The organism is Saccharopolyspora pogona (assembly GCF_014697215.1).
GTDB lineage: Bacteria > Actinomycetota > Actinomycetes > Mycobacteriales > Pseudonocardiaceae > Saccharopolyspora > Saccharopolyspora hattusasensis.
Genome location: NZ_CP031142.1, coordinates 1,656,561 through 1,669,570, shown reverse-complemented (window position 1 = coordinate 1,669,570; position 13,010 = coordinate 1,656,561). Strand labels below are relative to the sequence as shown.

Sequence of the window (13,010 nt, the reverse complement as noted above, 5' to 3'; positions counted from 1 at the left end):
GCCTCCTACGAAGCGATCCTTGAGGCCGAAGACCACGACCGAGATCAGCTCGACGCGCAGCGACCAGCCCTCCAGCCCTCCAGCCCTCCAGCCCTCCAGCCCTTACCGGAGGATTGCTACTCACGTCCCGGCTCCACCGGCGGGTCCACCGGCGGCTGCGCGGCCGCCCGCAGGGTCCGCAGCTCCTCCGTCGCCGCGTCCAGCTGCCCTTCGGCGCGCTCCGCGCGTGCCACGGATTGCGCCTGCGCGTCCTGCATCGCCGCCATCCGCTGCGCGGCAGCGTCGCGCTCGGCCTGCATCCGCTCCGCGGATTCCGTCCGCAGCCGCTGCAGCTCCGCAGCCTGCTGCTCGCGCAACGCCACGAGCTCATCGCGCTGGCGCCGCGCCTCCGCACGCGCTTCCTCGGCTGCGCGCGTGAGCTCATCCAGGCGCCCCTGCGCCGTCTCCGCCGCCTGCTCGGCTCTCGCCGCGCGCTCCACCGCCGCCGCCTGCTGCAGCGCCGCCGCGTCCATCTGCCGCCGCGCTTCTTCTTGCGCCGCTTGGATTTCCGCCGCTGCGTCCCGCTTGGCCTGCTCGATGGTCTTGCGCGCGTCGGTGATCTGCCGGTCGGCTTCGCGACGGGCTGCCGCGATGGCGACCTCGGCTTCGTTGCGCGCCGCTTCGATGTCCTGCCGCGCCTGCTGTTCGGCCCGGCGAGCCTGTTCCACGGCATCATCCCGTTCCTTGCGGGCGCCTTCGGCGTCCTGCCCGGCGGCTTCCGCGGCCGCGGTGGCATCCTCGGCCGCGGCCTCGGCGGCACTGCGGGCCTGCTCGGCGTCGCGGCGCTGCCGCTGGGCGGTGGCCAGCGCTTGCTCGGCTTGCGCGATGCGGTGTGCGGCTTCGGCTTGGGCGGCCTGGATCTGCGCCTCGGCGGCACTGGGATCAGCGATCGTCGCGAGTTCGGCGATGCCGGCTCGCAGGTTGCGGGTCAGTTGCTCCGAAAGGAGCCGGTACTGGCGCAACAACTCCTCGGCCCGCAGCCGCGCCCCGTCGTACTCCACGACAGCGACCGGCGACGCCTGGGCCTGTTCCTGCGCGGTCTGCAGGCGCTGCCGCTCCTTCCAGGCCCGCCACCGGGTGTGTTCGGGGAGGTCGCAGTACTCCGAGGGACGTCCCGGACCGCCGGTGCGCACGACTTCCCGCGTGCAGCCGGGGAACCGGCACACCCCCTCGGCCTGCTCGTCGGACACCGCATCGCGCACCGGCTGATCACCCATGGCCCGGGACGCTACCAACTGGCGGCGGGCATTCCGGTGAACGCCATCACTCGCGGCGTTCGAGCACTGCCAGCCCCGGCGATCACGCCGGCGAAGAGAACTTCGCCCAGCCGCTGCTCATCGCCGAGCGGGTTCCGGAGGCCTCCGGTTCGCACCGCCCTGCCCAGCGCCACGAACTGCACCGGCCGCGACCGGGCCCGACCGGTCGGGGAGAATGCCGGCACAACACCTCGCGCCAGGAGATCAGCACGTTGTCCCACCAGCACCAGGCCCTCCCCACCGACGGCAGTCTGCACGCCGACTGCGCGAACTGTTTCGGGCTGTGCTGCGTCGCACTGCCGTTCGCCGCTTCGGCCGATTTCGCGGTCGACAAGGACGCCGGGCAACCATGCACGAACCTGCTGGCGGACTTCCGGTGCGGCATCCATTCCCAGTTGCGCGAGCGCGGCTTCCCCGGCTGCACCGTCTTCGACTGCTTCGGTGCCGGGCAGAAAGTCTCCCAGCTCACCTTCGGCGGTAAGGACTGGCGGCAGGCCCCACGCACCGCGCGGCAGATGTTCGCCGTGTTCCCCGTGATGCGCCAGCTCCACGAACTGCTCTGGTACCTCACCGAAGCCTTGACGCTGCGGGCCGCCAAGCCCGTGCACGAGGACCTCCGCACGGCGCTGGAGAACACCGAACGCCTGACTCGCGGCAGTGCCGACGAGATCACTGAGATCGATGTCGCGGCGCTGCGCCAGGACATCAACACCCTGCTGCTGCGCACCAGTGAACTGGTGCGGTCCAAGGTCGCGGGCCGCAAGAAGAACCACCGCGGAGCCGATCTCATCGGAGCCAAGCTGCGCGGCGCCGACCTGCGGGGCGCGAACCTCCGCGGCGCCTATCTCATCGCGGCCGACCTGCGCGGCGCGGACCTGCGGTCGGCGGACGTGATCGGCGCGGACTTCCGGGATACGGATCTGCGCGGCGCCGACCTCACCGGCGCGATCTTCCTCACCCAGGCCCAGCTCAACGCTGCCAAGGGCGACTCCACCACCAAGCTGCACGTGGCGCTGTCCCGTCCCGCGCACTGGTAGCCCGGAGGGCGTGGCGTTCGGCTTCGGGTTTCCGGGGCGGTTTCAGCAGCCGACGGTGAGGTAGTCGGTGCCTCCGACGTAGACGGTGTGCCCGGTGTCGACCCGGGCGGTGGCGACGACCGCGATCTCGGTGGCGAAGTCGGCGATGGTGGGTAGATCGCCTGCCTGCCGACGACGGGCATCGACCGTGCCGGGATTGGCGCGGGCGAGAAGCGTGACGGTGATGGTGCCCTCGATCATGTCGCCGGAGACGACCACCAGGCTGATGCCGTGTTCAGCCAGTTCCGGGATTCGCTCGCGCAGCGCGTCTCACCGGCGCGTTTGCTGTGGGCGACGGGTTCGTACTGGTCGATGCCGGGCTTGCTGCCGTGGAAGTGCGCCTGATGGCTGGTGACGAACACGACCCTCGACCCGGCGGGCATCAGCGGTCGGGCGCATTCCAGGACCTGCAACTGCGCGTCCCTGTTGAGGCGGAGCGCGTAGCCGGGGTCGACGCCGCGTTCCATTCCCCCGGAAGCGTTGAGCACGAGCAGGTCCAACCGCCCGAAGGCGTGCCGGAGTTGGCTGAACATGGCCTGGACCGCTGCGGGATCGGTCAGATCGGCGCGCACCGCGATCGCCTCGGTCCCCGACGCGGTGATCTCGTCGACCACCTTGTCGACTCGCTTGGCCTTGTCCCGGTAGTTCACCACGACTCGTGCGCCGCGGTTGCCCAGGATGCGCGCCGTGTGCGCGCCGATACCCGGGATGCCCCGGTCACCAGGGCCACCTTGCCGGACAGGTCGCTCCCGGACCCGGTAACGATGGTCAACGGTGATCTCCTTTCGCAGGTGGGTGTTTCCCCACCATCCAACTCGCAGTGCGGCACCGTTTCGCTGCGACGAGCTACAACGTGCATCGCGGCACTCTGCACCGCTGAGCCCTTGACACCACGGCAGCGGAACACGCACTACTTCCGGGCCCGCAGCGGCGGCCGGAACCCGGCTGGCGGATCAGCGTGGACCAGCCAAATCCGCCCGATCCTCGTCCAGTGCCCTGCCCGCGGGCGGGGCACTGATGATCTTTTGGCAAGATCGCCGGGTGCGCTTCTACGCCGATCTGCACATCCACTCGAAGTACTCCCGCGCGTGCAGCAAGGACTGCGACATCGAGCACCTGACCTGGTGGGCCCGCCGCAAGGGCATCACGCTGGTCGGGACGGGGGATGTCACCCACCCCGCCTGGTTCGCGCACCTGCGCGAGGTCCTGGAACCAGCCGAGCCCGGCCTGTTCCGGCTGCGCGGCGACCTGGACGCGGAATTCACCCGCGGCATGCCCGCCAATTGCGGCGGGCAGGTGCGTTTCATGCTGTCGGTGGAGATCTCCACCATCTACAAGCACGGCGAGCGCACCCGCAAGGTGCACCACCTGTGCTACCTGCCGGACTTCGCCGCCGCCGAGAAGTTCAACCAGCGGTTGGGCCGCATCGGCAACCTCGGCTCGGATGGCCGCCCGATCCTCGGCCTGGACTCCCGGGACCTGCTGGAGATCACCCTGGAATCCGGCGACGGCGCCTACCTGGTGCCCGCGCACATCTGGACGCCGTGGTTCGCGGTGCTGGGATCCAAGGCCGGGTTCGACGCGATCGAGGACTGCTACCGGGACCTGGCCGGGCACATCTTCGCGCTGGAGACCGGGCTCTCCAGCGATCCGGAGATGAACTGGCGAGTTTCCGCTCTCGACAAGTACACGCTGGTCAGCCATTCCGACGCGCATTCACCGCCGATGCTGGGCCGCGAGGCCAGCGTCTTCGACACGGACCTGGACTACTTCGCGGTCAAGCGGGCGCTGGAGACCGGCGACGGTTTCGCCGGCACCGTTGAGTTCTTCCCCGAGGAGGGCAAGTACCACCTCGACGGGCACCGCAAGTGCCAGGTGCGCTTCGAACCCGGCGACACCCGCGCCCACAGTGGACTGTGTCCGGGCTGCGGCAAGCCGCTGACCGTTGGCGTCCTGCACCGCATCGACCCGCTCGCCGACCGGTCCGAGGGCATCCGACCGCCCGGCGCGGCCGGTTTCCGCAACCTGATCCCGCTGCCGGAGATCGTGGGCGAGATCCTCGGGGTGGGCCCCAAGAGCAAGAAGGTGTTCGGCGAGGTCAGCGACCTCACCGCCGTCCACGGCCCGGAACTGGCGATCCTCCAGGACGTGCCGGTGGACGAACTGCACCGCAGCAACGCCGCGGTGGCCGAGGCGATCGAGCGGCTGCGGCGCGGTCAGGTGCTGCGCGATCCCGGCTACGACGGCGAATACGGCACCATCCGGGTCTTCGAACCCGCCGAACTCACCCGGTTGCGCACCGGCGACGCGCCCGCGCTGTTCGATGACGCGCTGTTCATCCAGCAACCGCAACCCGAACCTGCCGCTTCACCGGTTGCCCGGCCGCTGCCCGAGCCCGAACCGCGGCCCGTCGTCGCCCCGGCCACCGGGTCCGGCGTGCTGGCCGGGCTGGATCCAGACCAGCGGGCCGCGGCCGAAATCCCGGAAGGTCCGCTGCTGATCGTGGCCGGTCCGGGCACCGGCAAGACCCGCACCGTCACCCACCGGCTGGCGCACCTGGTACTGGAACGCGGTGTCCCGGCCGAGCAGTGCCTGGCGATCACCTTCACCCGCCGCGCCGCCGGGGAGATGACCGAGCGCCTGCACGCGCTCATCGGCGCGCAGGCGCAGCGGATGACCGTGGCGACCTTCCACTCCTTCGGCCTGCAGGTCCTGCGCGAACACCACGAGGAGCTCGGGCTCGGCGCCGATTTCGGTTTGGCCGACGCCGCCCGCCAGCAGAAGATCCTCACCGCCATCACCGGCGATGAACGCAGCGCGCGCAAGGCGAAGGCACAGCTTTCGCCGGTGCGCCGCGGCGGCGAGGCGGCCCCGGACACCGAAGCGGTGCTCGCGGCCTACCTGGCAGGACTGCGCGGGCAGAACCTGGTCGACTTCGACGACCTTGTCGTGCTGGCGGTGCAGCTGCTCACCGATCACCCCGGCATCGCCGAGCAATACCGGCGGCGGTACCGGTGGATCACCGTCGACGAATACCAGGACGTCGACGAGCTCCAGTACCGTCTGCTGCGGCTGATCGCGCCGGCCGGGGCCAACCTGACCGCCATCGGCGACCCCGACCAGGCGATCTACTCCTTCCGCGGCGCCGACGTCGGTTTCTTCCTGCGCTTCGAGCGTGACTACCCGAGTGCGCCGGTGCTGACCCTGACCCGTAACTACCGCAGCGGCGCCCACATCCTCGACGGTGCGATCCGCGCCATCGCACCGTCCACGTTGGTCGCCGATAGGCGCCTGCACCCGGCCTCGGGCCGGCAGGCGCACCGCATCACGGCCCACCAGGCCGATGACGAACGCGCGGAGGCGGCGTTCGTGGCGCGCACGATCGACCAGTTGCTCGGCGGCGCGTCGTTCCACTCCCTCGACAGCGGCCGAGTCCTCGGCGACGGTCCCGGCGGCATCGGGTTCAACGACATCGCGGTGCTGTACCGCGCGGACTCGCAGTCGCACGCGATCCTCGACGAGCTGACGCGCTGCGGCCTTCCGGTGCAGAAACGCTCGCACGACCGGCTTTCCGCCCGCCCCGGCGTCGACCTCCTGGTGCGCGAGCTGCTGCACGTCGCCGACCGCACCGGCCCGGTGACCGAACAGCTGCGCATGGCCGCGAAAACGGTCGCCGACACCGTGCCCGAGGAGGCCCGGCCCGACGTCCACACGGCGGTGGAACTGCTCGGGCCGCTGGCGCAGCGCTGCGGAGAGGACGTGCAGCGGTTCTGCCGGGAGGTGCTGCTCGGTGCCGAGGTCGATACGCTCGACCCGCGCGCCGAGGCGATTTCCCTGCTGACCTTGCACGCCGCCAAGGGCCTGGAGTTCCCGGTGGTGTTCCTGGTCGGCTGCGAGGACGGTCTGCTGCCGCTGCGCTGGCCGGGCACCGAGCCCACCGAGGACGAGGTGGCCGAGGAACGCCGCCTGTTCTTCGTGGGCATGACCCGGGCCCAGGACCACCTCTACCTCACCCGCGCGGCACGCCGAACGATCCGGGGCAGTGCCCAGGACCGAACGCGCTCGCCGTTCCTGACGCCCCTCGACGACGCGATCACCAAGGCTGAAACCCCCACCCGCCGCCCCCGCCTAGCCCAACTAACCCTCCTGTAGGCCGACCAGGCGACGTGGTGGGGACCATGGGCACATCTCGTGCCGGACTGATCGAAGGCGCGGCCTGGCTGCTGAGAGCAGACGCGCTTGCGCTGAACGCGGCCGCGAGGTGCGGGAGGCCGTCGATGCGCTCGCCTGTCGGTCTCGGCATCACCACGCGCACTAGTCGCTCTGCCCCGTCCGGTTGCTAGAATCGTGTCCGGGCCAGTTCGAAGTTGCCTTTCACACCACATCTGGTGTTCACGCCGCATCTGGCGACAGCAATCACCGCACGTCCACTCACGACAGTTGTCGCGTTCAACCGTGGAGGTCGGCATGTCTTCGCCGGAGTGTTTCGTCGTGGTCACGGGTGGTCCCGGGGCAGGTAAGACGACGTTGGTCGAGCGGCTGGCCGCCTCCGGGTACGCCTGGTCACCGGAAGCGGGCCGCGGTGTGATCGCCGATCAGCTCGCCATCGGTGGCCGCGGGCTGCCCTGGGCCGATCGGGCGTTGTTCGCCGAGCTGATGTTCGGCTGGGACCTGCGCTCGCACCGGCAGGCCCACGTCCGCCCCGGCCCGGTGATCTTCGACCGCGGGCTGCCCGACATCATCGGCTACCTGCGGCTGAGCGGCCTGCCCGTGCCTGAGCACGTGGATACCGCTGCGCGGCGGTTCCGGTATCGCCGCCGGGTGCTGATCGCGCCGTTCTGGCCGGAGATCTACCGGCAGGACGGCGAACGCAAGCAGTCCCTGGCCGAGGCCGAACGCACTTGCGGGCACATGGTTGCCGCCTACACCGACTACGGCTACGAACTCGTGCACCTGCCGCGCACCCCGGTGGACGAGCGGGTGCGTTTCGTGCTCGACGAGCTGCGGTGAGACCTGCTCTCACACCCCGGATTCGAGGCATTCCCGACGGGCGCGTGCGCCTCTGCCGTTGTCGCTGCGCGTTCGGCCTCTTCGAAATGCTGCTCGACGCCTTTCTCGTGGTACCGGTGGTCCAGTGCGATGCGCGGTGAGCCCGATCGCGGCTTCCACCTGGATTTGGAACTCGTCGGCCCAAGCGTGGCGCGGACCAACAGGTCCGTCGGCTCCATCAACTCGGCGTGCGGCAGGGCCTCATCACCCAGGTCACAGTCGTGCCAGCAGAATCTGTGGAAGTCGGCCGCCATGCCGGTGAGCACTAGCGTGTTGATCTTGTCGAGGCGCGGCTTTTCCGAAGCGGCATGGACCTGATCAGCGCAGCCGGTAGGTCCTGCCCTCGACGCCCCATTCGCCGAAGGGCGGGGACTGGCCGCGGTCGATCGCGCGGATCGATGGGCGTCCGATGTGGGCGAATACGAGCCGCGCGACAGCGGCGCGGGTGGCGCGTTCGGCGGTGTCCAGGGTCGCGGCGTGGCCGCCGACGCCACCGGCGAAGCGGATCGGCCGGTCCCAGCCGGCCGCGTCGGCGAACATCAGCTCCGCGCCGGCGGCCCAGTCGGGGAAGGCCCAGAACTCGGGTGCCCACACGGAGCGGTGGCCGTGGTGTTCGATGAGGTAGCCGTAGGTGGGATGCGAGGTGTGTTCGACCGGCAGAGGACGCAACCGGACCCCACCGGCCTGGTACTCGACCACCCCGGCAGGCACGCCGAGAGCGGCACTGCGCCGCCGGATCGAAGGCATCAGCTCCGCGCGTTCGTCGCAGACCAGCCAGGCATCGACATGTTCACCTTCCTCAGCGGTGCCGCCGCCGTCGATGACCACCCGATGCCCCGCCCAGCGCACCGCCAGTCCCGCGGGGCGGTAGCGGGGCGAGTTCATCGCCCCCACGCCCAGCAGCGTCAGGTCCACTCCTGCACGATCCTCCGGCCGCAACGTCCAGCGCACCCCGGAAGGCAATCAATCCAGGCGGCGTGGCCTGCGCCGAGCAGTGCCCGGCGGTCCAGGTCGGCCCGGTGGCCGACCGGCGGGCATCGGGGTGCTCCTGGCGGGCATGGGGACGTTTCACCAGCCGGCAGGCCGGCGGCGCATCCCGCCAGCGATCGCTGAAGGAGTTGTCGATGAGCACCGTGGTGACCACCGCAGCGGAACTCGCCGCGGCAATCCGCTCTGGAGCGGACGTGATCGAGGTGCGTGGCACGATCACCGGTTCACCGATGATCACGCTTCCACCAGGCACCACGCTGCGCGGCGGCACACTGCAGTTCGGAGCGAAAGGCGTGCGGCTGACCAAGGACAACGTCCTGGACGGCGTCACCGTGCTGACGGCCGACGACGAGGTGGCCATATCCTCAACGACACCAGCGTCGCCGACCTCGGTACCCTCACCCTGCGCGACGTGACCACTCGCGGGCAGGTGCTGCTCGTCGCCGGCGAGCAGGTGCGTTCCGGACACGTGCAGGTCGAAGGCCTTCATGTGCAGTCCGCCGACGTGCGGGGCTGGGCAAGACGACCGCACGGCTTCGGTGTCGAGGCGCTGCAGGGTGCGCTCGCGATGCGGAACCTGCGGGCCGACCCTGCGGTGACCATCACCGCCGAGTTGCTCGACATCGCGATCGGCACCGGCGACAGCCCGGTGCGCGGCAGCGGTGTGTTCGTCGGCGGCCACGGCGACTGGTCCGGCAAGGGCGATGGCGGGGTCCTGGCCGTGTCGCACCTGTGCACCGGCGAAATTCACACCGCCGACAGCATCCCGGCGGGCACCCCGGACCTGATCTCCAGTGGCGTCTTCGTCATCTCCGGGGCCCGCGTCGAGCAGGCCACCACCGCCGGCCCAGTCACCACGTACGGCCAGAACGACATGGTGCTGGACAACTGGGGCGCGGTGAGCACGTGGACCGCGACCGGCCCGGTGACGTCCTGCGGGCCCAGCGGGATCGGGTTCGTGAACTTCGGTGACATCGGCTTGCTGGACGTGCGGGCCCCCATCCACACGAACGGCAAGGGCGCGCGCGGGTTCAACCTCTGGTGGTGACGTCCCCCACGACACTCAACGTCCCGAGTGGCTTGCTGATCTGGATGCCGACGGAGCCGTCGCCGCCGGTGGTTTCGATCTCGGCGAAGCGCGCTTCGCGCAGCGAGCCGTCGCGGCGCGAGGGTCTGAGCCTGGTCAAGGGCGTGCAGATGCCGCTCAAGGCCATCGCCCTCAGCATCAAGCCCGGCGCCGAGGCCGACCACATCGAGATCGGCGGCAAGCTCGCCACCAGCGGCGAAAACGTCATCACGCTGGAGATCGGCGGCACGCTCTCCGCGCTTTTCGTCACAGGCGGCATCCACGCGACCGGACATGGCTCCGACGCGGTGCACGCCATGGCCGGCGCCCCGGACCTGGGCGGCATCGAGATCACCGCAGCACACGGCAAGTAACTGCTGCGGACCTGGCTCAAGACCGCCAGGCGCAGGCCTACCGGTCCGCTTCCGCCGGTCCGCCGACAACACCTTGGAAGCAGCCGACCTGGCCACCCGCTCCCCGCGTGCCGGCGTCGGGCCGCCGGTGCTACGCCCGGTAGAGGTCGGTGAGCAGGGCGACGGCGTCCTGCGCCGCGGGGTGGGGGTCGTCGCGCCACCAGATCGGCCGCACCGCGATGGGAGCGGCGTTGCGCAGCGGGCGGAAGACCACGCCCGTCCGCGGGTACTGGGTGACGGTGCTCTCCGCGGTGATGCCGACGCAGCGCCCGGTGGCGATGATGGTGAGCCAGTCGTCGACGTCGTGGGTGTATTCGACGGCAGGCCGGTTCTCCGGTGGCCACAGCTCGGTGGTCGTGGTGCCGGTGCGCCGGTCGATGATGAGGGTGCGTTCGCTGAACTCCTCCAGCCGGATAAAGCGGCGGCGGGCCCACGGGTCGTCGGAAGCCACGGCGCAGAACCGCCGTTCCAGCCCGACGATGACGTCGTCGAAGCGCCGCTGATCGGGCGGGGTGCGCACGACCGCGAGGTCGCAGGCACCTTCGGCCAGCCCAGCGGTGGCAGAGTTGGTGCGGACCAGGTGCAGCTCGACGTCCGGGCGCAGCGCGGTCCACTGGCGCTGGAAATTCACCGTGTGGCGGCCCATCGCGGACCAGGCGTAGCCGATGCGAAGCCGGGTGTGCCCCGAGGTTGCTTCGCGCTCCAGTTCGTCGGCCTCGGCCAGCAGCCGGCGGGCGCGGGCGAGGACCTGCATGCCGACGGCGGTGAGGACGACCTCGCGGCTGGTGCGGCGCAGCAGCCGGACGCCGAGGGTGGTTTCCAGCGAGGACAGCGTGCGGGACACCGCCGCCTGGGAGATACCCAGTTCGACGGCGGCGTCGGTGAAGGTGCCCTCGTCGACGATCGCGACCAGGCAGCGCAGCTGCCTAAGCTCCACGTGCATAACCAAAGCGTATAGCTGAGGCATTGGATGCATTTTGCGGAAGCTTCGCCGACGCGCACGCTCTGGTGCATGCAGACGACAGCGCACGCACAGCGGCCCGTGACCACCCCGGCTCCCGTCACCGACAATGGCGGCCGCTACGCGGGTATTGCGATGATGCTCGGCAGCGGGCTGTCCAATCAGGTCGGCGCAGCGATCGGATCGCTGGCGTTCCCGGTGATCGGCCCGGCCGGTGTGGTGGCGGTGCGGCAGTGGGTCGCCGCCGTCGCTCTGCTGGCGGTGGGCCGACCGCGGCTGCGGTCGTTCACCTGGCGGCAGTGGCAGCCGGTCCTGCTGCTGGCCGCGGTGTTCGCGACGATGAACCTCTCGCTCTACAGCGCGATCGACCGCATCGGCCTGGGCCTGGCGGTGACGCTGGAGTTCCTCGGTCCGCTGGCTGTCGCCCTGGCGGCCTCGCGCCGCTTGGTGGACCTCGGTTGCGCGGTGGTGGCCGCGGCGGGTGTGGTCGCGTTGACTCGGCCGCAGCCGACGACGGACTACCTCGGCATCGGCCTCGCGCTGCTGGCCGCGGTGTGCTGGGCGTCCTACATCCTGCTCAACCGCTCGGTGGGCCGCCGGTTGCCCGGTGCCGAGGGCACCGCGGTCGCGGCCGGGCTGTCGGGACTCTTGTTCGTGCCGATCGGCATCGTCGTGCTCGTCCGGAATCCACCGACGCAGGCCGCGCTGGGGTGCGCGGCGGCAGCGGGCATCCTGTCCTCGGCGCTTCCGTTCCTCACCGACATGCTGGCGCTGCGCCGGGTCCCGGCCCATTTCTTCGGCATCTTCATGAGCATCAACCCGGTCCTGGCGGCCACGGTCGGCCTGGTGTTCCTCGGCCAGACCCTGCAGGCCGGCGAGTGGCTGAGCATCGCGGCCATCATCACCGCGAACATCATCAGCGTCATCACCACCAGCCGCCAGCCCGGGGTTTGAAAGCTCTTCACGCTGTCGCGGAGGTGGGGTCCCTCCGTTGCTGCGCGGGGTCAGGGCAGGACGATCAGCAGGGCGTAGCCGACCGGCTCGGGGCCCGGACAGCGGAAGCCGGCAGATGGAACATTGGTACAGCCGTTGGCGCTGAGAACGATCATGGTCCGGCTGTAGCCAGAAAGGCGTTGACACGGTTCTCGTATTCGCGGCGGGCCTTGCGCTGTGCCTGGATCGCCGGGGTGCCCTGGGTGCCGGTGCAGCGTTCGAGGAGCTGGCGATGAACTGCGGGCGCGGCGCTGACGCGCAGGGTGTAGCCCTGGCCGCGCCGCACGGTCAGGCCGTGGTCGAGCGCGGACCGCTCGTTGGGCTCCAGCTCGGCGGCACGGAGGAAGTCGGCAATCTTGCCCGGCATGTCGAGGGTGACCGGCAGCTCCGGGGCCGGGGCGTCCTCGTTGTCGGCGGCGATGTGTTCGATCATGAGGTCGGCGATCGCCGTGCGGACGGCGCTGCGGCTGACGCCGTGCTCGCGGGCCAGGGCGGCGATGGATCGGCCGTTCAGGTAGGGCGGTACGGACGGCGTCGGTCTTGATGGCCGGGCGGCGGGTGCCCCTGCTGCCCTTGGCCTCGGCGGCCCGTAGCCCGTCGTAGGTCATTTCGCGCTGGAGGTCGCCGGCGGCCGCGATGGTCCGCACCATGAACTTCACCGTGGACAGCAGTTCTCCGGTGCGCGGGTGGCGGGCGGAGAGGTCCATCGCGGAGAACGCGGCGTCGTGGATGCGCAGGGCGAGGCGGCCAGTGTGCAGGACGTCGAGCACGTCGAGGATGTGCTGGGTGCCGCGCACGAGGGGGAACATCTCGGAGATATGCACGATGTCGCCGGGCCGCGCGTACGCCAGCAGCTCGCCGAACTTCGGCCGCTGGAGCGGGTGGAGGCGGCTGGAGGTGCCGGCCTCCTCCTCGAAGGTGACCGGGTCCTGGATCCCAGCTTCGTCCACGACGAGGTTCTGCCGGGCAGTCGACTGCTGGTCGTCAGCAATCACCATCGGATCTGATTGGATCGGCGGCGCCCCGGCGCCCCGGAATGTCTGGGTTCGTTGGATGCATGGGCCGCCTGTCGGCAAACGTTTGCCGACAGGCGGCCCATGCCCTGGTGGTGCAGCCGGGGCAGACCACCGTCTGCCAGCGGTGAACATCGGCCCGACCAGGCTCGAC

At 70.4% G+C, this 13,010-nt stretch carries 15 protein-coding genes and 1 pseudogene; 7 read left to right on the top strand and 9 right to left on the bottom strand.

The annotated features are described in order from the left end of the window. Nucleotides 1-116: 116 nt before the first annotated feature. Both DL519_RS07330 and DL519_RS07325 read right to left on the bottom strand, forming a co-directional pair. Nucleotides 117-1,256 (bottom strand): coiled-coil domain-containing protein, encoded by a 1,140-nt coding sequence (locus DL519_RS07330; protein ID WP_190813432.1) that lies wholly within the window; start codon nucleotides 1,254-1,256, stop codon nucleotides 117-119. 11 nt (nucleotides 1,257-1,267) lie between these two features. After that, nucleotides 1,268-1,522 (bottom strand): hypothetical protein, encoded by a 255-nt coding sequence (locus tag DL519_RS07325; protein WP_190813431.1) that lies wholly within the window; start codon nucleotides 1,520-1,522, stop codon nucleotides 1,268-1,270. Here DL519_RS07325 and DL519_RS07320 point away from each other — a divergent pair. Continuing rightward, nucleotides 1,508-2,332 (top strand): pentapeptide repeat-containing protein, encoded by an 825-nt coding sequence (locus DL519_RS07320; RefSeq protein WP_190813430.1) that lies wholly within the window; start codon nucleotides 1,508-1,510, stop codon nucleotides 2,330-2,332. The genes DL519_RS07325 and DL519_RS07320 overlap by 15 nt on opposite strands. 42 nt (nucleotides 2,333-2,374) lie before the next feature. Here the strand turns inward: DL519_RS07320 and DL519_RS45845 are convergent, their stop codons facing one another. From DL519_RS45845 to DL519_RS48470, 3 genes are read right to left on the bottom strand one after another with little or no spacing between them, the layout of a single operon-like run. Continuing rightward, on the bottom strand, nucleotides 2,375-2,590 hold the full coding sequence (locus DL519_RS45845) for a Rossmann-fold NAD(P)-binding domain-containing protein (RefSeq protein ID WP_223838531.1): 216 nt from the start codon (nucleotides 2,588-2,590) through the stop codon (nucleotides 2,375-2,377). After that, complete coding sequence (locus DL519_RS07315) at nucleotides 2,569-3,024, bottom strand: SDR family oxidoreductase (RefSeq protein ID WP_263399595.1); 456 nt, start codon at nucleotides 3,022-3,024, stop codon at nucleotides 2,569-2,571. The genes DL519_RS45845 and DL519_RS07315 overlap by 22 nt, the downstream gene beginning before the upstream one ends. Beyond that, entirely contained in the window at nucleotides 3,018-3,143 is a 126-nt protein-coding gene (locus DL519_RS48470; protein WP_263399594.1) for a hypothetical protein, read from the bottom strand. The genes DL519_RS07315 and DL519_RS48470 overlap by 7 nt, the downstream gene beginning before the upstream one ends. 245 nt (nucleotides 3,144-3,388) lie before the next feature. On the opposite strand from DL519_RS48470, the gene DL519_RS07310 reads away from it, so the two are divergent. Together DL519_RS07310 and DL519_RS07305 are read left to right on the top strand one after the other, a co-directional pair. Further along, nucleotides 3,389-6,523, top strand: a complete 3,135-nt coding sequence (locus DL519_RS07310; RefSeq protein ID WP_190813429.1) for a UvrD-helicase domain-containing protein — start codon at nucleotides 3,389-3,391, stop codon at nucleotides 6,521-6,523. A gap of 315 nt (nucleotides 6,524-6,838) precedes the next feature. Next, nucleotides 6,839-7,381, top strand: a complete 543-nt coding sequence (locus DL519_RS07305) for an AAA family ATPase (protein ID WP_190813428.1) — start codon at nucleotides 6,839-6,841, stop codon at nucleotides 7,379-7,381. A 357-nt stretch (nucleotides 7,382-7,738) separates the two neighbouring features. Here the strand turns inward: DL519_RS07305 and DL519_RS07300 are convergent, their stop codons facing one another. Beyond that, entirely contained in the window at nucleotides 7,739-8,335 is a 597-nt protein-coding gene (locus tag DL519_RS07300; RefSeq protein ID WP_223838530.1) for an MBL fold metallo-hydrolase, read from the bottom strand. A 209-nt stretch (nucleotides 8,336-8,544) separates the two neighbouring features. On the opposite strand from DL519_RS07300, the gene DL519_RS07295 reads away from it, so the two are divergent. Genes DL519_RS07295 through DL519_RS07285 form a run of 3 tightly spaced genes read left to right on the top strand, consistent with a single transcriptional unit; the run spans nucleotide 8,545 to nucleotide 9,850 of the window. Continuing rightward, nucleotides 8,545-8,826, top strand: a complete 282-nt coding sequence (locus DL519_RS07295) for a hypothetical protein (protein WP_190813427.1) — start codon at nucleotides 8,545-8,547, stop codon at nucleotides 8,824-8,826. Next, on the top strand, nucleotides 8,823-9,458 hold the full coding sequence (locus DL519_RS07290) for a hypothetical protein (protein WP_190813426.1): 636 nt from the start codon (nucleotides 8,823-8,825) through the stop codon (nucleotides 9,456-9,458). Before DL519_RS07295 ends, DL519_RS07290 begins: the two co-directional genes overlap by 4 nt. A gap of 32 nt (nucleotides 9,459-9,490) precedes the next feature. After that, nucleotides 9,491-9,850: a hypothetical protein gene (locus tag DL519_RS07285; RefSeq protein WP_190813425.1), complete on the top strand. Its 360-nt coding sequence runs from the start codon at nucleotides 9,491-9,493 to the stop codon at nucleotides 9,848-9,850. 130 nt (nucleotides 9,851-9,980) lie between these two features. Here DL519_RS07285 and DL519_RS07280 read toward each other — a convergent pair whose 3' ends face one another. Next, on the bottom strand, nucleotides 9,981-10,832 hold the full coding sequence (locus DL519_RS07280; protein ID WP_190813424.1) for a LysR family transcriptional regulator: 852 nt from the start codon (nucleotides 10,830-10,832) through the stop codon (nucleotides 9,981-9,983). 69 nt (nucleotides 10,833-10,901) lie between these two features. Here DL519_RS07280 and DL519_RS07275 point away from each other — a divergent pair, with 69 nt between their 5' ends. Further along, on the top strand, nucleotides 10,902-11,804 hold the full coding sequence (locus DL519_RS07275) for an EamA family transporter (RefSeq protein WP_223838529.1): 903 nt from the start codon (nucleotides 10,902-10,904) through the stop codon (nucleotides 11,802-11,804). Between the two features lie 151 nt (nucleotides 11,805-11,955). Here the strand turns inward: DL519_RS07275 and DL519_RS45840 are convergent, their stop codons facing one another. Then, nucleotides 11,956-12,276, bottom strand: coding sequence for a hypothetical protein (locus DL519_RS45840; RefSeq protein WP_223840466.1), 321 nt, complete (start codon nucleotides 12,274-12,276; stop codon nucleotides 11,956-11,958). Nucleotides 12,277-12,469: 193 nt separating this feature from the next. After that, nucleotides 12,470-12,841 (bottom strand): annotated as a pseudogene (locus DL519_RS49745) (recombinase family protein); the annotation flags it as partial. Between the last annotated feature and the right edge of the window lie 169 nt (nucleotides 12,842-13,010).

Coding starts and splice junctions, on each gene's coding strand:
- DL519_RS45840 (WP_223840466.1), bottom strand. CDS start 12,276: ATGATCGAACACATCGCCGCCGACAACGAGGACGCCCCGGCCCCGGAG.
- DL519_RS07295 (WP_190813427.1), top strand. CDS start 8,545: ATGAGCACCGTGGTGACCACCGCAGCGGAACTCGCCGCGGCAATCCGC.
- DL519_RS07280 (WP_190813424.1), bottom strand. CDS start 10,832: ATGCACGTGGAGCTTAGGCAGCTGCGCTGCCTGGTCGCGATCGTCGAC.
- DL519_RS07330 (WP_190813432.1), bottom strand. CDS start 1,256: ATGGGTGATCAGCCGGTGCGCGATGCGGTGTCCGACGAGCAGGCCGAG.
- DL519_RS07305 (WP_190813428.1), top strand. CDS start 6,839: ATGTCTTCGCCGGAGTGTTTCGTCGTGGTCACGGGTGGTCCCGGGGCA.
- DL519_RS07275 (WP_223838529.1), top strand. CDS start 10,902: ATGCAGACGACAGCGCACGCACAGCGGCCCGTGACCACCCCGGCTCCC.
- DL519_RS07310 (WP_190813429.1), top strand. CDS start 3,389: ATGATCTTTTGGCAAGATCGCCGGGTGCGCTTCTACGCCGATCTGCAC.